Below are 19,239 nucleotides of genomic sequence, written 5' to 3'. Positions count from 1 at the left end.
TCAGGGAGGTAGGGTCGGAGGCGGTCGGGGACATCCCAATACAGCTCGCCGGTCTCACAACCGGCGTACCAACGAGGAGATCGGTTCGTGACGATCCGCGTAGGCATCAACGGCTTTGGCCGCATCGGTCGTAACTACTTCCGCGCGCTGCTGGAGCAGGGTGCTGACATCGAGATCGTGGCTGTCAACGACCTGGGTGACACCGCGACCACCGCTCATCTACTCAAGTACGACACCATCCTGGGCCGTCTCAAGGCCGAGGTGTCGAACACCGCCGACACGATCACCGTCGACGGCAAGACGATCAAGGTGCTCTCCGAGCGCAACCCCGCCGACATCCCGTGGGGTGAGCTGGGCGTCGACATCGTCATCGAGTCGACCGGCATCTTCACCAAGAAGGCCGACGCGGAGAAGCACCTGGCCGGCGGCGCCAAGAAGGTCCTCATCTCGGCTCCGGCCAAGGACGAGGACATCACCATCGTGATGGGCGTCAACGAGAACAAGTACGACGCGGCCAACCACCACGTCATCTCGAACGCCTCCTGCACCACCAACTGTGTGGCGCCGATGGCCAAGGTTCTGGACGAGAACTTCGGCATCGTCAAGGGCCTGATGACCACGGTCCACGCCTACACGAACGACCAGCGCATCCTGGACTTCCCGCACTCCGACCTGCGCCGCGCCCGCGCCGCCGCGGAGAACATCATCCCGACCACCACCGGTGCCGCCAAGGCCACCGCCCTGGTCCTCCCGAAGCTCAAGGGCAAGCTCGACGGCATCGCGATGCGCGTGCCGGTCCCCACCGGTTCCGCCACCGACCTGGTCGTGGAGCTGGAGCGCGAGGTCACCAAGGACGAGGTCAACGCCGCGTTCAAGAAGGCCTCCGAGGGCGAGCTCCAGGGCTACCTGTCCTACACGGAGGACCCGATCGTCTCCTCCGACATCGTCGGCGACCCGGCGTCCTGCACCTTCGACTCCTCCCTGACCATGGTCCAGGAGGGCAAGTCGGTGAAGATCCTCGGCTGGTACGACAACGAGTGGGGCTACTCCAACCGCCTCGTCGACCTGACGGTCTTCGTCGGCAACCAGCTCTGATCGACCCAGCAGGAACCTCGATGTGAGAGCAGGGCTCGGGCGGCGCAGCGACGCGCCGACCGGGCCCTGACTCACGTACAGACCGGCCCTCCTACGATCACGAGCACCACCAGTCCACTCGGGAGTCCCTTCCAATGAAGACGATCGACGAACTGCTCGCCGAAGGTGTCGCGGGCAAGCGGGTCTTCGTCCGCGCCGACCTCAACGTGCCGCTGGACGGCACCACCATCACCGACGACGGCCGTATCCGCGCCGTGCTGCCGACCGTGAAGGCCCTTGCCGAGGCGGGCGCCCGCGTGGTCGTCGCCTCCCACCTGGGCCGCCCCAAGGGCGCCCCGGACCCCGCCTTCTCCCTCGCCCCGGCCGCCGCGCGCCTCGGTGAACTCCTGGACGCCTCCGTGGCGTTCGCGACCGACACGGTGGGCGAGTCCGCCACCGCCACCGTCGCGGGCCTCACCGACGGCCAGGTCGCGGTCGTCGAGAACCTTCGCTTCAACGCCGGCGAGACCGCCAAGGACGACGCCGAGCGCGGCGCCTTCGCCGACCTGCTCGCCGCCCTCGCCGACGTGTACGTGGGCGACGGCTTCGGCGCGGTGCACCGCAAGCACGCCTCGGTCTTCGACCTTCCGGCCCGGCTGCCGCACTACGCCGGCTACCTCATCGCCACCGAGGTCGGTGTCCTGAAGAAGCTCACGGACGAGGTGCAGCGCCCCTACGTGGTCGCCCTCGGCGGCGCCAAGGTCTCCGACAAGCTCGCCGTCATCGACCAGCTGCTCGGCAAGGCCGACCGCATCCTCATCGGCGGCGGCATGGCGTACACCTTCCTCAAGGCCAAGGGCCACGAGATCGGCGCGTCCCTCCTCCAGGAGGACCAGATCCCGGCCGTCCTGGAGTACATCGAGCGCGCGGAGAAGACCGGCGTCGAGCTGGTGCTGCCCGTCGACGCCGTGGTCGCTCCCGGGTTCCCGGACCTGAAGACCAAGGCTCCGGCCGGTGCCACCACCGTCGCCGCGGACGCCATCCCGGCCGACCGGATGGGCCTGGACATCGGTCCGGAGTCCAACAAGCTGTACGCCTCGAAGATCACCGACGCCGCCACCGTCTTCTGGAACGGCCCCATGGGCGTCTTCGAGCACCCCGAATTCGCCGAGGGCACCAAGGCGGTCGCCCAGGCACTCCTCGACTCCCAGGCCTTCACGGTCGTCGGCGGTGGCGACTCCGCCGCCGCGGTCAGGATCCTGGGCTTCGACGAGACCGCATTCGGCCACATCTCGACCGGTGGCGGCGCCTCCCTCGAATACCTAGAGGGCAAGACGCTCCCCGGCCTCGCCGCACTGGAGGACTGAACCGCATGACCGTGCGTACGCCGCTGATGGCGGGCAACTGGAAGATGAACCTCAACCACCTCGAGGCCATCGCCCACGTCCAGAAGCTCGCCTTCGCCCTGGCCGACAAGGACTACGACGCCGTGGAGGTCGCCGTCCTGGCCCCCTTCACCGACCTGCGCTCCGTGCAGACCCTGGTCGACGGCGACAAGCTCAAGATCAAGTACGGCGCCCAGGACATCTCGGCGCACGACGGCGGTGCCTACACGGGCGAGATCTCCGGCCCGATGCTGGCCAAGCTGAAGTGCACCTACGTGGCCATCGGCCACTCCGAGCGCCGCCAGTACCACAACGAGACCGACGAACTGGTCAACGCGAAGGTCAAGGCCGCCTACAAGCACGGCCTGACCCCGATCCTGTGCGTCGGCGAGGAGCTGGACGTCCGCGAGGCGGGCAACCACGTCTCGCACACCCTCGCCCAGGTCGAGGGCGGCCTGAAGGACGTCGCGGCCGAGCAGGCCGAGACCGTCGTGATCGCCTACGAGCCCGTCTGGGCCATCGGCACCGGCAAGGTCTGCGGCGCCGAGGACGCCCAGGAGGTCTGCGCCGCCATCCGCGGCAAGGTCGCCGAGCTCTACACCCAGGAGCTGGCCGACCGGGTCCGCATCCAGTACGGCGGCTCCGTGAAGTCCGGCAACGTCGCCGAGATCATGGCGCAGGCCGACATCGACGGTGCCCTCGTGGGCGGCGCCTCGCTCGACGTCGACGAGTTCGTCAAGATCGCGCGCTTCCGGGACCAGTAAGTATGCGGTAGGCGGGATCCGTCGTACCCTTGCGGGGGCACAGCCTGAGGCTGTGCCCCTGTCGTCCATCCAGATCCGAGGAAGTTGGTCCAGCCGTGGTTATGGGGTTCTCGATCGCCCTGATCGTCTTCAGCGGGCTGATGATGCTGCTGGTGCTCATGCACAAGGGCAAGGGCGGCGGCCTCTCCGACATGTTCGGTGGTGGTATGCAGTCCTCCGTCGGCGGCTCCTCGGTCGCCGAGCGCAACCTCGACCGCATCACCGTGGTCGTCGGTCTGCTGTGGTTCGCGTGCATTGTCGTGCTCGGCCTCCTGATGAAGGTCAACAACTGATCAGCGTCGCACACGCAGCACGTCCATTCCGCACGTAACGCCCCATGTTCGGTACGCGCAGCTGAGCGCGGCCTATCATGGGGCTTGCGTCTGTGTATGGGGGTTGTAACTCCAATCACTGGACGCGCGTTGGGCCTTACGTAGACTGAGGCGCTCGCAGTGAAGCGAAACGCCGACTCGCTTTGCGGCACCATCACGCAGGGAGTTACGACCGTGGCAAGTGGCAACGCGATCCGAGGAAGCCGGGTCGGGGCGGGGCCGATGGGCGAGGCCGAGCGGGGCGAGTCCGCGCCCCGGCTGCGCATCTCCTTCTGGTGCTCCAACGGGCACGAGACGCAGCCCAGCTTCGCGAGCGACGCGCAGGTTCCCGATACCTGGGACTGCCCGCGCTGCGGCTTTCCGGCAGGGCAGGACCGGGACAACCCACCGGATCCGCCGCGCACCGAGCCCTACAAGACGCACCTCGCCTACGTGCGGGAGCGGCGCAGCGACGCGGACGGCGAGGCGATCCTCGCCGAGGCGCTCGCCAAACTGCGGGGCGAGATCTAGACGTCGAGACCGGCCGGGCATCCGAGGGATGCCCGGCCGGATCCGTTTGGGGCCCGGGCGGCGGATGGCCCGGAGTTCTGGCCTGCGCTCTGTCCTGAGCGCTGTCCTGGGCCGTGTCCTTAGCAGGGCGGCCGCTCGCTCGCGGACCGATTGTCAGTGGTGACCTCTACGGTTTGTGCATCGGCGAATCGTGAGGGGGAGCGGTGGCGACGGTCGAGTCGGTGGGCGGGCGTGCGCCCGCGTGGCGTGGGGGATTCGGGCGGTTGTGGGGCGCCGCGGTGCTCTCCAGCTTCGGTGACGCCCTGCGCACCGCCGCGCTGCCCCTGCTGGCCGCGACCCTGACGGACCGGCCGCTGCTCGTGGCCGCGGTCACCGCCTGCGGCTATCTGCCCTGGATCATCTTCGGGCTGCTCGGCGGAGCCGTCGCCGACCGCGTGGACCAGCGGCGCGCGATGTGGACCGTGGACGCGCTACGGGCGCTGCTGGTCGCCTGTTTCGCGGTGGCCGTCGCCTTCGGACACGCGTCGATCGGGCTGCTGATCGCGCTGGCCTTCGCCCTGACCACGCTCCAGACCCTCTTCGACAACGCCGCCACCGCCCTGCTGCCCACCCTGGTGGATCGCGACATGCTGGGCAGCGCGAACGCCCGCCTGATGACCGGCCAGCAGATCGCGGGCGGCCTGCTGGGCGCACCCCTGGTGCCCCTGCTGCTGACCGTCGGTGCCACCCTGCCCTTCGTGGCCGACGCGGCGACCTTCCTGGCGGCCGCCGTGCTGATCGCGTCGCTGAAGACCGCCGGACCCGAGCGGAGACCGAGACCGGCCGGGAGCACTCTGCGCCGCGAGATCGCCGAGGGACTGCGTGTCCTCGGCCGGGACCGGGCCTTGCGGGGGCTGTGCGCCGCCACGGCACTGTGCAATGTCGGCGTGGGCGCCCTCATCGCCGGCCTGGTGCTCCTGGTCACCGGCTGGCTGGACGCGGGCACGGCGGGTTACGCGGCCGCGCTGACCGCGTACACGAGCGGTGGCCTGGCCGGGGGAGTGGCGGGCGGCCGGCTCGTCGCCCGGCTCGGGCGGATGCGCGCGGTGCTGCTCGCGGGGACGGCGCAGATCGGCGCGCTGGTGGTCATGGGCTCGGTGCGGCACACCGCTGCGCTGGTCGGGGCCATGGCCGTCTTCGGGTTCATGGGCATGGTGTGGAACGTCAACACCAGGACGCTGATGCAGGAGCGCGGTCCCGCCGAGATGCTGGGCCGGGTCAGCGCGGCCTTCCGGACCCTGGCGGTCGCCGGAGCGCCGGTGGGGGCCATGCTGGGCGGTGTGGTGGCCACCGCCTGGGGGCTGAACACGCCGGCCCTGCTCGCGGCGGCCTTCTTCGTCCTGTCCGTCGCCTCGCTGATACCCGTGCTCCGGGCGGACGTATCTGTGGGTGCGTCCGAAGAGGGCACCACGACAGCTCACGCCCCGCACTGATCAACTACGTTGGGGAACGGCAGCGGGGCAGCAGGCACGGGTACGAAAGAAGGCTGAAGTCCGACATGAACGCAGACGGCCGTACCAGGCTCAACCAGACGCCCGAGTGGACCGCTCTGGCGAAGCACCGTGAGGAACTCGGCGAGGTGCGACTGCGCGAGCTGTTCGCCGCCGATCCCGGTCGCGGTACCGGATACACCCTGCGGGTCGGTGACCTGCACATCGACTACTCCAAGCACCTGGTCACCGACGACACCCTGCGGTTGCTGCGCGAGCTGGCCGCCGCGACCGATGTGTTCGGGCTGCGGGACGCCATGTTCGGCGGCGAGAAGATCAACACGACCGAGGACCGGGCCGTGCTGCACACCGCGCTGCGGGCCCCGGCCAACGCGGTGATCGAGGTCGACGGCGAGAACGTCGTGCCCGAGGTGCACACCGTCCTGGACCGGATGGGTGCCTTCGCCGACCGGGTGCGTTCGGGTGAGTGGACCGGCCACACCGGCAGGCGGATCAGGAACGTCGTCAACATCGGTATCGGCGGCTCCGACCTGGGCCCGGCGATGGCCTATGAGGCGCTGCGGGCGTACACCGCGCGGGAGTTGACGTTCCGGTTCGTGTCGAACGTGGACGGCGCCGACCTGCACGAGGCGATCCGGGACCTGGACCCGGCGGAGACCCTGTTCATCGTCGCGTCCAAGACGTTCACCACCATCGAGACGATCACCAACGCGACCTCGGCGCGCTCCTGGCTGCTGGAGGGGCTCGGCGGTGACGAGAAGGCGGTGGCCCGGCACTTCGTGGCGCTGTCCACGAACGCCGAGAAGGTCACCGGGTTCGGTATCGACGCGGACAACATGTTCGGGTTCTGGGACTGGGTCGGCGGCCGGTACTCCTTCGACTCGGCGATCGGTCTCTCCCTGATGATCGCCATCGGCCCGGACCGCTTCCTGGAGATGCTCGACGGTTTCCGCATCGTCGACGAGCACTTCCTGAACGCGCCCGCCGAGGACAACGCCCCGCTGCTGCTGGGCCTGCTGGGCATCTGGTACGGCAACTTCTTCGGCGCCCAGTCGCACGCGGTGCTGCCCTACAGCCACTACCTGTCCAAGTTCACCGCCTACCTGCAGCAGCTGGACATGGAGTCCAACGGCAAGTCGGTGGACCGCGACGGCAAGCCCGTCGACTGGCAGACCGGGCCGGTGGTGTGGGGCACGCCCGGCACCAACGGGCAGCACGCCTACTACCAGTTGATCCACCAGGGCACCAAGCTCATCCCGGCCGACTTCATCGGCTTCGCCCGGCCGGTCGCCGACCTCCGGCCCGGTCTCGTGGCCCAGCACGACCTGCTGATGGCGAACTTCTTCGCCCAGACACAGGCACTGGCCTTCGGCAAGACGCCGGACGAGGTACGCGCCGAAGGAGTCCCGGAGGCACTGGTCCCGCACAAGACGTTCCAGGGCAACCACCCCACGACCACGATCCTCGCCCGCGAACTCACCCCCTCCGTCCTGGGCCAGCTCATCGCCCTCTACGAGCACAAGGTCTTCGTCCAGGGCGCCGTCTGGAACATCGACTCCTTCGACCAGTGGGGCGTCGAACTCGGCAAGGTCCTCGCCAAGCGCGTCGAACCCGCCCTCACCGAAGGCACCCGGATCCCGGACCTCGACGCCTCCACCAAGGCCCTGGTCACGACGTACCGGGAGCTGCGCGACCGGCAGTGACGGTGGGAACGCGAGAAGCGGGCGGCAACAGGGCCGCCCGCTTCCCGTGGGAGTCCTCGTCGGACCGTCAGGAGGACGCCGGAGGGTACAGCGACCGCGGCAGTTGGGAAGCCGCTGCCGCGTCCAGGAGCCACAGGGTGCGGGCGCGGCCTCGGGCGCCTGCTGCGGGGGCCTGGATCTCGCCTGCGTCGGAGAGGGCGATGGCCGCGGCGTTGGCCTTGTCCTCGCCGGCGGCGAGGAGCCACACCTCGCGGGCGGCGCGGATCGCCGGGAGGGTGAGGGTGACGCGGGTCGGCGGGGGCTTGGGGGCGCCGTGGACGCCGACCACCGTGCGCTCGGTCTCCCGTACCGCGGGGAGTTCCGGGAACAGTGAGGCCACATGGGTGTCGGGACCGACGCCCAGCATCAGGACGTCGAAGGTCGGCACCGCGCCGTGGTTCTCGGGGCCCGCCGCCCGGTCCAGCTCCTCCGCGTAGGCGGCCGCGGCCGCGTCGACGTCGTCGCCGTACGGACCGTCCGAGGCGGGCATGGCGTGCACGCGCTTGGGGTCCAGGGGCACCGCGTCCAGCAGGGCCTCGCGGGCCTGGGTGACATTGCGGTCCGGGTCGCCCTCCGGGAGGAAGCGTTCGTCGCCCCACCAGAGGTCGAGGCGGCTCCAGTCGATGGCGTCCCGGGCGGGCGCGGCCGCGAGCGCGGCCAGCAGGCCGTTGCCGTTGCGGCCGCCGGTGAGGACCACCGACGCCGAGCCGCGGGAGGCCTGCGCGTCCACGATCTTCGTGATCAGGCGGGCCGCGGCGGCCTGGGCCATCAGCTCCTTGTCGTGGTGCACGACCAGCTGGGGAGTGTTCACTTGGCCGCCGCCTTCTTCAGCGGGGCCGGCGCCGTCGCTTCCTTCGCGGGAGCTTTCGCAGCGGCTTCGACGGGAGTGTCGACCGCTTCTCCTTTGCCGTCTCCCCTGCCGTCTCCTTTGTCGTCGCCGCCTGCTCCTTTGGCCGGCTCGGTCGGTGACTCCTCGGCCCTGGCCACGGCGGCATCGGCCAGGGCGACGGCCTGCGCCGCCTTGGCGATCGCCGCCTCGGCGCCCCGCACCGCCGGAGCCGCACCGCCGTGCAGCCGCTCCACGCCGAAGCGCAGCGCCGACGCGTACGTGTCGTCCGGGTCCAGCCGCCGCAGCTCCTCGGCGATCAGCTCGGCCGTCTCGCGGCGCTTGAGCGCCACCGCACGGTCCGGCTGGCCCTGGATGGACAGCGTGGCCAGCGATCCGTCGGCACGGTCCAGGACGATCGGGCCGCAGTCCGTGTCCATGCGGACGGCCGTCAGACCGGGCCCGCCGGACAGGGAGCGCTTGACCGGCACGTCCAGCCGGTCCGCGAGCCACATCGCGAGGAGCTCGCAGCTCGGGTTGAACTCCTCGCCCTCCACCTCGACGGCCTCGACCCGGCAGGTGACCTGGTCGAGAGCGGCCGCCAGCATCGAACGCCAGGGCGTGATCCGGGTCCAGGACAGGTCCGTGTCCCCGGGCGTGTACGCGTCCGCGCGGGCACCGAGGTCCCGTACCGGCTGCTCGGAGGCGTAGGTGTCGGTGACCCGGCGCTGGGCCAGCGCGCCCAGCGGGTCCTTCGCGGGATCCAGGGGCGCGTTCACCGGCCACCAGACCACCACCGGGGCGTCCGGCAGCAGCAGCGGCAGGACGACCGACTGGGCGTGGTCGACGACCTCGCCGTACAGCCGGAGGATCACCGTCTCGCCGGTGCCCGCGTCCGCGCCCACCCGGACCTCGGCGTCCAGCCGGGACTGCGTACGGTCGCGGGGGGAACGCGAGACCCTCTTGATGACCACGAGCGTGCGCGAGGGGTGCTCGTGCGAGGCGTCGTTCGCGGCCTTCAGGGCGTCGTAGGCGTTCTCCTCGTCCGTGACGATGACCAGGGTGAGCACCATGCCGACGGCTGGTGTGCCGATGGCCCGGCGGCCCTTCACCAGCGCCTTGTTGACCTTGCCGGCCGTGGTGTCCGTGAGGTCTATCTTCATGGCCGGCGCCAGCTCCGTCCGTCTCGCTCAAGCATTTCGTCGGCCTCGACGGGGCCCCAGGTACCGGACTGGTACTGGGCGGGCTTGCCGTTGCTGTCCCAGTACTCCTCGATCGGGTCGAGGATCTTCCAGGACAGCTCGACCTCCTCGGTGCGCGGGAAGAGGTTCGAGTCGCCGAGCAGCACGTCGAGGATCAGGCGCTCGTACGCCTCGGGCGAGGACTCCGTGAAGGACTCGCCGTAGGCGAAGTCCATCGACACGTCCCGGATCTCCATCGAGGTGCCCGGCACCTTGGAGCCGAAGCGGACCGTGACGCCCTCGTCGGGCTGGACGCGGATGACGATCGCGTTCTTGCCCAGCTCCTCCGTCGCCGTGTGGTCGAAGGGGGAGTGCGGCGCCCGCTGGAAGACCACCGCGATCTCGGTGACCCGGCGGCCCAGACGCTTGCCGGTGCGCAGATAGAAGGGGACGCCCGCCCAGCGGCGGTTGTCGACCTCCAGCTTGATCGCGGCGTACGTGTCGGTCTTGGAGCTGGCGTTGATCCCCTCCTCCTGGAGGTAGCCCACCGCCTTCTCGCCGCCCTGCCAGCCGGTCGCGTACTGGCCGCGCACGGTGTCCCGGCCCAGGTCCTTGGGCAGCCTGACCGCGCCGAGGACCTTGGTCTTCTCCGCGGCCAGCGCGTCCGCGTCGAAGGAGGCGGGCTCCTCCATCGCGGTCAGCGCCATCAGCTGGAGCAGGTGGTTCTGGATGACGTCACGGGCGGCGCCGATGCCGTCGTAGTAGCCGGCCCGGCCGCCGATGCCGATGTCCTCGGCCATCGTGATCTGCACGTGGTCCACGAAGGACCGGTTCCAGATCGGCTCGAACATCGTGTTGGCGAAGCGCAGCGCCAGGATGTTCTGGACGGTCTCCTTGCCCAGGTAGTGGTCGATGCGGAAGACCTGGTCCGGGGCGAAGACCTCCTCGACCGTCGTGTTGAGCTCCTCGGCCGACTTCAGGTCGTGGCCGAACGGCTTCTCGATGACCGCGCGCCGCCAGGAGCCGCTCGACTGGTCGGCCAGCCGGTGCTTCTTCAGCTGCTGGATGACCACGGGGAAGGCGGACGGCGGCACGGACAGGTAGAAGGCGAAGTTGCCGCCGGTGCCCTGCGCCTTGTCGAGTTCGTCGATGGTGTCGCGCAGCCGCTCGAAGGAGTCGTCGTCGTCGAAGGTGCCCTGGACGAAGCGCATGCCCTGGATGAGCTGCTGCCAGACCTCCTCACGGAACGGCGTGCGGGCGTGCTCCTTGACGGCGTCGTGGACCACTTCCGCGAAGTCCTCGTTCTGCCACTCGCGCCGGGCGAAACCGACCAGCGAGAAACCCGGTGGCAGCAGGCCCCGGTTCGCCAGGTCGTACACGGCGGGCATGAGCTTCTTTCGTGACAAATCGCCCGTGACGCCGAAGATGACCAGGCCCGACGGCCCCGCGATACGCGGGAGCCGTCGGTCCGCGGGGTCACGAAGCGGGTTCGCTCCGGAACCGGAAATAGGCGACAAGATGTCAGCCCTCCGAAGGGGCGAGGCGCTGAAGCTCGGCCTCGGTCGACTTGAGCAGGTCGTTCCAGGACGCCTCGAACTTCTCGACGCCCTCGTCCTCCAGGAGCTGCACCACGTCGTCGTACGAGATCCCGAGCTTCTCGACGGCGTCGAGCTCGGCGCGGGCCTGCTCGTAGGTGCCGGCGACGGCGTTGCCGCGGATCCGGCCGTGGTCCTCGGTGGCGAACAGCGTGGCCTCCGGCATGGTGTTCACCGTGTTCGGCGCCACCAGCTCGTCGACGTACAGCGTGTCCTTGTAGGCCTTGTCCTTGACACCGGTCGAGGCCCACAGCGGACGCTGCTTGTTCGCGCCCGCGTTCTCCAGCGTCGACCAGCGAGGACCGGAGAAGACCTCCTCGTACGCCTGGTAGGCGAGGCGCGCGTTGGCGACGCCGGCCTTGCCGCGGGCGGCCTTGGCCTCGTCGGTGCCGAGCGCGTCGATCCGCTTGTCGATCTCGGTGTCCACCCGGGACACGAAGAAGGACGCCACGGAGTGGATCTTCGACAGGTCCAGTCCGCGCTCCTTGGCCTTCTCCAGACCGGCCAGGTAGGCGTCCATGACCTCGCGGTAGCGCTCCAGCGAGAAGATCAGCGTGACGTTGACGCTGATGCCGAGGCCGATGGTCTCGGTGATCGCCGGCAGACCCGCCTTGGTGGCCGGGATCTTGATGAGGGTGTTGGGGCGGTCGACCAGCCAGGCGAGCTGCTTGGCCTCGGCGACCGTCGCCTTGGTGTTGTGGGCCAGGCGCGGGTCGACCTCGATCGACACGCGGCCGTCCTGACCGCCGGTGGCGTCGAAGACCGGGCGCAGGATGTCGGCGGCGTCCCGGACGTCCGCCGTGGTGATCATGCGGATGGCCTCTTCGACCGTGACCTTGCGGGCGGCGAGGTCGGACAGCTGCTGGTCGTAGCCGTCGCCCTCGGAGATCGCCTTCTGGAAGATCGACGGATTGGTGGTGACGCCCACGACGTGCTGCTGGTCGAGCAGCTCGGCGAGGTTGCCGGACGTGATCCGCTTGCGCGAGAGGTCGTCCAGCCAGATCGCGACGCCTTCCTCGGAGAGGCGCTTGAGTGCGTCTGTCATGGAAATTGCATCTCCTACGTGTCGTGTATCAGCGTCAGCGCTGGGCTGCGGCGATCGATTCCCGCGCCTGGGCGGCCACGTTCTCGGCGGTGAAGCCGAACTCGCGGAAGAGGACCTTGCCGTCGGCCGAAGCACCGAAGTGCTCCAGGGAAACGATGCGACCGGCGTCCCCTACGTACTTGTGCCAGGTGAGACCGATACCGGCCTCCACCGCGACACGGGCCTTCACGGACGGCGGCAGGACGCTGTCCCGGTACCCCTGGTCCTGCTCCTCGAACCACTCCACGGACGGCATCGACACGACGCGCGTGGGCACACCGTCGGCCTCCAGCTGCTCGCGCGCCCCGACGGCGACGTGCACCTCGGAACCGGTCGCGATCAGGATCACCTCGGGCGTACCCGAGGAGGCCTCGAACAGGACGTAACCGCCCTTGGCCGCGTTCTCGTCGGGCTCGTACGTCGGCACGCCCTGACGGGTCAGCGCCAGGCCGTGCGGGGCGCCCTTGCCGAACTCCTTGGTCCAGCGCCTGAGGATCTCGCGCCAGGCGATCGCCGTCTCGTTGGCGTCGGCGGGACGGACCACGTTCAGGCCGGGGATGGCGCGCAGCGAGGCGAGGTGCTCGACCGGCTGGTGGGTGGGGCCGTCCTCGCCCAGACCGATGGAGTCGTGGGTCCACACGTACGTCACCGGCAGGTGCATGAGGGCCGAAAGGCGCACCGCGTTGCGCATGTAGTCGGAGAACACCAGGAAGGTGCCGCCGTAGATACGGGTGTTGCCGTGCAGGGCGATGCCGTTCATCTCCGCGGCCATGGAGTGCTCGCGGATGCCGAAGTGGATCGTGCGGCCGTACGGGTCGGCCTCCGGCAGCGGGTTGTCCGCCGGGAGGAACGACGAGGTCTTGTCGATCGTCGTGTTGTTCGAGCCGGCCAGGTCGGCGGAGCCGCCCCACAGCTCGGGGATCACCGCGCCGAGCGCCTGGAGCACCTTGCCGGAGGCGGCACGCGTGGCGACACCCTTGCCCGTCTCGAAGACCGGGATCGAGGACTCCCACCCGGCCGGCAGCTCACCCGCGTGGACGCGGTCGAACTCGGCGGCACGCTCGGGGTTGTTGTCGCGCCACAGCTGGAAGGACTTCTCCCAGTCCGCCTTCGCCTGCGCACCGCGCTCCAGGGCCTGGCGGGTGTGGGTGATGACCTCGTCGGACACCTCGAAGCTCTGCTCCGGGTCGAAGCCCAGCACCCGCTTGGTGGCCGCGACCTCGTCGTCGCCCAGCGCCGAGCCGTGCGCGGCCTCGGTGTTCTGGGCGTTCGGGGCCGGCCAGGCGATGATCGAGCGCATCGCGATGAAGGACGGCTTGTCCGTGACGGTCTTGGCCTGCTGGATCGCCTCGTAGATGGCGGCCGGGTCGAGGTCGCCGTTGGCCTGCGGCTCGACGCGCTGCACATGCCAGCCGTACGCGGCGTACCGCGCGACGACGTCCTCGGAGACGGCCGTCTCGGTGTCGCCCTCGATCGAGATGTGGTTGTCGTCCCACAGCAGGACCAGGTTGCCGAGCTTCTGGTGGCCGGCCAGCGAGGACGCCTCGCCGGAGATGCCCTCCTGGAGGCAGCCGTCACCGGCGATGGCGTAGACGAAGTGGTCGAAGGGGGACTCGCCCGGCGCGGCCTCCGGGTCGAACAGACCGCGCTCGTAGCGGGCGGCCATCGCCATGCCCACCGCGTTGGCGACACCCTGGCCCAGCGGGCCGGTCGTTGTCTCCACGCCCGTGGTGTGGCCGTACTCCGGGTGACCGGGGGTCTTCGAACCCCAGGTCCTGAACGCCTTGAGGTCGTCCAGCTCCAGGCCGAAGCCGGCCAGGTAGAGCTGCGTGTAGAGGGTCAGGGACGAGTGGCCCGCGGACAGCACGAAGCGGTCGCGGCCGACCCAGTCGGCGTCCGCCGGGTCATGCCGCATCACCTTCTGGAAGAGGGTGTAGGCGGCGGGCGCCAGGCTCATCGCCGTACCGGGATGGCCGTTGCCGACCTTCTGTACGGCATCGGCGGCCAGGACACGGGCCGTGTCGACGGCCCGCTGGTCCAACTCGGTCCACTCGAGGTCTGCGGTGGTCGGCTTGGTGCTCACCCTGGGTCAGGGCTCCTCTCCACATGTCACGCATGTCGAATGCCGGTGCACGGGGCGCAGCGGCCTTTGTCGAGCCTACCCCCGTCGGTACGTGCGTTTTTTCGAGTCGTTCCAGACTGCCGGGAGTGTCGGGGATCCGCCTCCCCACCGGGCCGTTCCGTGTTCGGCAACTGAATACGGTGCTGCTCGTTCGAGTGCTCAATCGAGTGCCGGCGGGCTCGTCCCGCGGTGCCTCCCAACACGACCCCACCCCCGCGAATGTCGGGGTATGGGCAACGTCTACAGTGGCGTGGTACGCGCGAGCCTTTACCGGGACTTCACACGGGCGAGGCTTGCTGGGATGTCTCTGTAGGGGTGTGCGTGACGGCCGTCGAATCCCGTCCAGCCGGTGTGCTGGGGGAGAAGAGCAGGAGCTCGAGTCACCGGCCGTTCGGGGCCCGTGTCAAGGCGTTCGTGGAGCTGACGAAGCCGCGGATCATCGAGCTGCTGCTCATCACCACCGTTCCGGTGATGTTCCTGGCGCAGCAGGGTGTGCCCGACCTGAAGCTGGTGCTGCTGACCTGCGTCGGCGGCTACCTCTCCGCGGGCGGCGCCAACGCGCTGAACATGTACATCGACCGCGACATCGACGCGCTGATGGACCGCACCTCGCAGCGCCCGCTGGTCACCGGCATGGTCAGCCCGCGCGAGTGCCTGGCCTTCGGCATCACCCTCGCGGTCGTCTCCACGCTGCTGTTCGGCCTCACGGTCAACTGGCTGTCGGCCTGGCTCTCGCTCGGCGCGCTCCTCTTCTACGTCGTCGTGTACACGATGATCCTCAAGCGCCGTACCTCGCAGAACATCGTGTGGGGCGGCATCGCGGGCTGCCTGCCGGTGCTGATCGGCTGGTCGTCCGTCACCAACTCCATGTCGTGGGCGCCGATCATCCTCTTCCTCGTCATGTTCTTCTGGACGCCGCCGCACTACTGGCCGCTGTCCATGAAGGTGAAGGAGGACTACGCGCGCGTGGGCGTGCCGATGCTGCCGGTCGTCGCCTCCAACAAGGTGGTCGCCCGCCAGATCGTGCTCTACAGCTGGGTGATGGTCGCGGTGTCGCTGCTGCTTCAGCCGCTCGGCTACACCGGCTGGTTCTACACGGCGGTCGCGCTGCTGTCCGGCGGCTTCTGGCTCTGGGAGGCGCACGGCCTCCAGAACCGGGCCAGGGCCGAGGTGACCGGCGCCAAGCTCAAGGAGATGCGGCTGTTCCACTGGTCGATCACCTATGTGTCGATCCTGTTCGTGGCGGTCGCGGTGGACCCCTTCCTGCGCTGATCCCTGTGTCGCACCGGCCCGGCCGGGGTGCGTGGTCAAGGCCACGCACCCCGGCCGTCGCCGTTTGATCTACCCGTCGGTAGCATCCTGGCCATGGCAGACACGCAGCAGGTTGACGAGGGCACCGACGCCAAGAAGGCCGCGCGGGCCGAGCGCAGGGTGGCCCGCCTGGCCAAGCAGATCGGCGCCTTCTCCAAGAAGCACGGCGGAGCCGAGGGCCAGGTGGCCTACCTCGGCGAGCGCGGCGCCCGGATCGTCCTGGTCGGCGAGGACGGCGGCTGGGGCGACCTGGTGGCCCCGTCGTACGACATCGCCGAGAAGGCGGTCGCGAAGTCCGGCATCACTGTTCACGAGGAGTTCGACGGGGAGTTCGCCGCGAAGGTGCGGACCGGGCCGTACGAGTGGACGCGGATGGCCGGAATCCAGGTGGGCGGCCCGAGCAACACCTGACACCGGGTTCACCCGTTAGGCCCCGTGGAGGACCGTAGGAGAACACGGTCCTCGGACATGGTCCGTCCCACGGGGAGCCCGGATGATCGAAACGCCGTCCCTCGTGGACCAGTACTGCCACGGCGTACTGCGGACGGAGCTGGGCCTCGGCACCTTCGAGGCCCAGCTGGCCCGCACCGAGGGTCCGCCCGCGGCCGGGACGACGCTGTTCGACACCCAGACCGGGTTCGCGGTACGCCGCTGGTGCCCCCCGCTCCTCGGCCTGGAACCGCACTGCCCGCCCGCCCGCTATCTCGCCCGGCGCCGTGAACTCGGCGTACTGGAATCGGGCCGCAGGCTCCTCAGAGGCAGCGGAATCACGACGTATCTGGTCGACACCGGACTGCCCGGGGACCTCACCGGGCCCGACGAGATGGCCTCGGCGGCGGGCGCCGAGGCCCGCGAGATCGTGCGGCTCGAACTCCTGGCCGAACAGGTCGCCGACACCTCCGGCACCGTCGAGTCCTTCCTCGCCAACCTCGCCGAGTCCGTCCACGCCGCCGCCGCCGGTGCCGTGGCCTTCACCTCCGTGGCGGGCGTACGGCACGGACTCGCGCTCGCCCCCGAGCCGCCGGGACCGGGGGAGGTGCGGGGAGCGGCGGGCCGCTGGCTGGCGGGGCGCCGGGTCGGCGGGGAACTGAGCGATCCGGTACTGCTGCGCCATCTGCTGTGGATCGCGATCGCCTCCGGCCGCCCCCTCCAGCTGCACGCCGGTCTCGGCGAGCCCGGTCTGCGGATCGACCGCACGGACCCCGTGCTCCTGACGGACTTCGTCCGCGCCACGGCCGGCCTGGGCACGGACCTCGTCCTCCTGCACGGCTACCCCTACCACCGCCACGCCGCCCATCTCGCCGGCGTCTTCCCCCACGTCTACGCCGACTCCGGCGCCGCCCTGGTCCGCACGGGCGCCCGGGCCGCGACCGTCCTCGCCGAGATCCTGGAACTGGCCCCCTTCGGCAAGATCCTCTTCTCCAGCGGAGCCCAGGGCCTGCCCGAACTCCACGTGGTGGGCGCCCGCCTGTTCCGCGAGGCGCTCGGCCGGGTCCTGGGCGGCTGGGTCGCCGACGGTGCCTGGTCCCTGACGGACGCGCAGCGGGTGGCGGGACTGATCGCGGAGGGAAACGCGCGGCGCGTCTACGGCTTGCGCTGAGCTACGGCGCAGGTGTTCACGCCCGGGTCAGCGTCGCCTCGCTGGAGGGGCCCGGCACGTCGGCCACCACCTCCGGCCGCTCCCGCAGCGACAACTGCACGCGCACGACAGCGATCCACACCAGGGCGGAGCCGAGCATGTGCAGGCCGACCAGGATCTCCGGCAGGTCGGTGAAGTACTGGACGTACCCGATGACGCCCTGGGCGAGCAGGATCAGGAAGAGGTCGCGGGTGCGGGCCAGCGGAACCCTGGGGGCGTCGACCGCCTTGAGGACGAACCACAGGGCGAAGGTCAGCGACACCACGATCCAGGCCAGCACCGCGTGCACCTTGCTCACGGTCTCCCAGTCCAGCGGCATCCGCTCGACCTCGCTGGAGTCGCCCGCGTGCGGGCCCGCTCCGGTCACCACCGTGCCGACCAGGATCAGCAGCACCGAGGCCGCGACCAGGAACCACACCAGTTGCTGCACGGCCTTGCCGACCAGCGGCCGGGGCTCCCCGTCGCCCTCCCGGGTGCGCTGCCACATCACCGTGGCGATCGCGATCAGGGCCGACGTCGCCACGAAGTGCGCGGCGACCGTGTACGGGTTGAGGCCGACCAGCACCACGATGCCGCCGAGCACCGCGTTGCTCATCACGACCCAGAACTGCGCCCAGCCCAGCCGGGTCAGGCTCCGCCGGTACGGCTTCTCCGAGCGGGCGGCGATGATGGCCCAGCCGACCGCGGCACACAGCACGTACGTCAGCATGCGGTTGCCGAACTCGATGGCGCCGTGCACGCCCATCGCGCTCGTCGCGGTCAGCGAGTCGTCGGTGCACTTCGGCCAGGTCGGGCAGCCGAGCCCCGACCCGGTGAGCCGCACCGCCCCACCGGTGACCACGATGAGCACCGACATCACGAGCGCGGCGAGCGCCGCCCGCCGGACCGTCCTCGGGGTCGGTGTCCAGCGTGCGGCGATGAAGGCGAGCGGGTTGCGGACGGCTGCTACGACGTCGGCGCGGGTCACGTTTGGCACGCCGTCCATCGTAGGGGGCCGCTTGTGCACGCATTCACGAGGGGGCGCCCAAAGGGGCGGGGCGCTCCCTCGGGCGCCCCGCCCCTGTCCTCCGTACCCCCGTGCCGGAGGGTCAGCGGATGCAGATGACCTGGGCTTTGAGGGACCATTGGTTGAGCGTCCCGGGGGTCAGTTCGGACACGGTTGCCCACCCTCCGACCGGGAGGGCCGGGAGGAGCGGTATTTGCGTCGGACGCAGTTCCATCGGGGCGAGTCGGTTGAGAGTGGTCAGGCTGCCGGCGGTCTGGAAACCGACACCGTACGCCCGACTTCCGAACGGGCAGCTGGCGAAGGCTGTCCCCGACCGGGCCGGGCCGACGACAGATCGCACGCTGCTTTCCCGGAAGGACTGTTGGAGTGACTTGGCGCACGTGGCGTGGGCTGTTACGGCCCACGCCCGATCGGTGCCCACGACTTCGGCGGCCCTGGCCGAGTCGGAGCGCCGGGAGAGGATGGTCATGCGGTTGATGCCCACCCTGTGGCTTGCGCCCCTGACCCTCGCGCCCACACCGATGAGTTCTGTCCCACGGGGGCAGACGGCGGCGTGAGCCTTGGGGCTGTTCGAATTGAAGGGCGACTCGGCTCGAACGTACGCCAACCCGGCAGGCTTGGTGGCGCACACCGCGTAGGCCTGCAAGGACCACTTGGCCGTGGTGCCGCCCAGGATTTCCTCCGCCGTTGCGAGCCACTCGTGCCTGGAGGAAGAGTGGCCTGGATATGAGCCGCGAAGCAGCACGTGCAGTCCGCCGCCCACGATGCGCGCGCCACCGGCCAGGACCACTTTGCCGCGGGGGCACCGTGCACTGACCGAACGCGCGGAGTCGGAGTTGGACGCGCTGGTTTGCGTGACGTAGGTGTAGCCGGACACTGCCGAGGGCTCATCAAGAAGCCGGTCGGCCGACGCCGGCGTCGACATGAGGCTCTGGCCGCCGAGGGCCGCGGAGAGGGCGAACGCAGTGCCCCAGAGCACCGGACGGCGTGACGCAAGTGCATGGATCATGGTGAATCTCCCTGGAATCCGGCCGCAACGCCCGTCCGGCGAGCGGCTGTTACGTGAACTGGGTCACACCTCACCGCGTGGCGGCGGTACCCTCCTCGACAGGCGCTTGGAACGCCTTGGCACCGGCTTG

At 69.9% G+C, this 19,239-nt stretch carries 17 protein-coding genes; 10 read left to right on the top strand and 7 right to left on the bottom strand.

The window, feature by feature from the left end; genetic code table 11:
- Positions 1-87 precede the first annotated feature (87 nt).
- The 7 genes from gap to pgi all read left to right on the top strand — a co-directional run bounded on the left by gap (position 88) and on the right by pgi (position 7,297).
- Positions 88-1,095 carry a type I glyceraldehyde-3-phosphate dehydrogenase gene (gene gap / locus SLINC_RS11845; protein WP_067430529.1) on the top strand — a complete coding sequence of 336 codons (1,008 nt, stop codon included), beginning with the start codon at positions 88-90 and terminating at the stop codon, positions 1,093-1,095.
- Positions 1,096-1,229: 134 nt separating this feature from the next.
- Positions 1,230-2,441 carry a phosphoglycerate kinase gene (locus tag SLINC_RS11840; RefSeq protein WP_067430525.1) on the top strand — a complete coding sequence of 404 codons (1,212 nt, stop codon included), beginning with the start codon at positions 1,230-1,232 and terminating at the stop codon, positions 2,439-2,441.
- Between the two features lie 5 nt (positions 2,442-2,446).
- On the top strand, positions 2,447-3,223 hold the full coding sequence (tpiA, locus tag SLINC_RS11835) for a triose-phosphate isomerase (protein ID WP_067430522.1): 777 nt from the start codon (positions 2,447-2,449) through the stop codon (positions 3,221-3,223).
- A gap of 101 nt (positions 3,224-3,324) precedes the next feature.
- A complete protein-coding gene (gene secG, locus SLINC_RS11830) occupies positions 3,325-3,555 on the top strand; it encodes a preprotein translocase subunit SecG (protein ID WP_067430519.1) in 231 nt (76 codons plus the stop codon).
- 213 nt (positions 3,556-3,768) lie between these two features.
- Complete coding sequence (locus tag SLINC_RS11825) at positions 3,769-4,104, top strand: RNA polymerase-binding protein RbpA (RefSeq protein ID WP_003957010.1); 336 nt, start codon at positions 3,769-3,771, stop codon at positions 4,102-4,104.
- 203 nt (positions 4,105-4,307) lie between these two features.
- A complete protein-coding gene (locus tag SLINC_RS11820) occupies positions 4,308-5,576 on the top strand; it encodes an MFS transporter (RefSeq protein WP_067430516.1) in 1,269 nt (422 codons plus the stop codon).
- A gap of 65 nt (positions 5,577-5,641) precedes the next feature.
- Positions 5,642-7,297: a glucose-6-phosphate isomerase gene (gene pgi / locus SLINC_RS11815; RefSeq protein ID WP_067430513.1), complete on the top strand. Its 1,656-nt coding sequence runs from the start codon at positions 5,642-5,644 to the stop codon at positions 7,295-7,297.
- Between the two features lie 67 nt (positions 7,298-7,364).
- On the opposite strand, the gene pgl is transcribed toward pgi, so the two are convergent.
- Genes pgl through tkt form a run of 5 tightly spaced genes read right to left on the bottom strand, consistent with a single transcriptional unit; the run spans position 7,365 to position 14,105 of the window.
- Complete coding sequence (gene pgl / locus SLINC_RS11810) at positions 7,365-8,147, bottom strand: 6-phosphogluconolactonase (protein ID WP_067430510.1); 783 nt, start codon at positions 8,145-8,147, stop codon at positions 7,365-7,367.
- Entirely contained in the window at positions 8,144-9,325 is a 1,182-nt protein-coding gene (opcA, locus tag SLINC_RS11805) for a glucose-6-phosphate dehydrogenase assembly protein OpcA (protein ID WP_067430507.1), read from the bottom strand. The genes pgl and opcA overlap by 4 nt, the downstream gene beginning before the upstream one ends.
- Positions 9,322-10,851 carry a glucose-6-phosphate dehydrogenase gene (gene zwf, locus SLINC_RS11800; RefSeq protein ID WP_067445247.1) on the bottom strand — a complete coding sequence of 510 codons (1,530 nt, stop codon included), beginning with the start codon at positions 10,849-10,851 and terminating at the stop codon, positions 9,322-9,324. Before zwf ends, opcA begins: the two co-directional genes overlap by 4 nt.
- 13 nt (positions 10,852-10,864) lie before the next feature.
- Positions 10,865-11,983, bottom strand: coding sequence for a transaldolase (gene tal, locus SLINC_RS11795; RefSeq protein ID WP_067430504.1), 1,119 nt, complete (start codon positions 11,981-11,983; stop codon positions 10,865-10,867).
- A 34-nt stretch (positions 11,984-12,017) separates the two neighbouring features.
- Positions 12,018-14,105, bottom strand: a complete 2,088-nt coding sequence (tkt, locus tag SLINC_RS11790; RefSeq protein ID WP_067430501.1) for a transketolase — start codon at positions 14,103-14,105, stop codon at positions 12,018-12,020.
- 354 nt (positions 14,106-14,459) lie between these two features.
- Here tkt and SLINC_RS11785 point away from each other — a divergent pair, with 354 nt between their 5' ends.
- From SLINC_RS11785 to SLINC_RS11775, 3 genes are all read left to right on the top strand, one after another.
- Entirely contained in the window at positions 14,460-15,416 is a 957-nt protein-coding gene (locus SLINC_RS11785) for a heme o synthase (protein ID WP_067430497.1), read from the top strand.
- Between the two features lie 93 nt (positions 15,417-15,509).
- Positions 15,510-15,866: a hypothetical protein gene (locus SLINC_RS11780; RefSeq protein ID WP_067430494.1), complete on the top strand. Its 357-nt coding sequence runs from the start codon at positions 15,510-15,512 to the stop codon at positions 15,864-15,866.
- 82 nt (positions 15,867-15,948) lie between these two features.
- Positions 15,949-17,055 (top strand): amidohydrolase family protein, encoded by a 1,107-nt coding sequence (locus SLINC_RS11775; protein ID WP_067430492.1) that lies wholly within the window; start codon positions 15,949-15,951, stop codon positions 17,053-17,055.
- A 16-nt stretch (positions 17,056-17,071) separates the two neighbouring features.
- On the opposite strand, the gene SLINC_RS11770 is transcribed toward SLINC_RS11775, so the two are convergent.
- Both SLINC_RS11770 and SLINC_RS11765 read right to left on the bottom strand, forming a co-directional pair.
- Positions 17,072-18,079 (bottom strand): COX15/CtaA family protein, encoded by a 1,008-nt coding sequence (locus SLINC_RS11770; RefSeq protein WP_067430490.1) that lies wholly within the window; start codon positions 18,077-18,079, stop codon positions 17,072-17,074.
- A 103-nt stretch (positions 18,080-18,182) separates the two neighbouring features.
- Positions 18,183-19,109 carry a hypothetical protein gene (locus SLINC_RS11765; protein ID WP_152039036.1) on the bottom strand — a complete coding sequence of 309 codons (927 nt, stop codon included), beginning with the start codon at positions 19,107-19,109 and terminating at the stop codon, positions 18,183-18,185.
- Positions 19,110-19,239: the final 130 nt, after the last annotated feature.

The sequence above is a fragment of the Streptomyces lincolnensis genome (assembly GCF_001685355.1).
Lineage (GTDB): Bacteria > Actinomycetota > Actinomycetes > Streptomycetales > Streptomycetaceae > Streptomyces > Streptomyces lincolnensis.
This window is presented reverse-complemented; position numbering and strand designations above follow the sequence as displayed.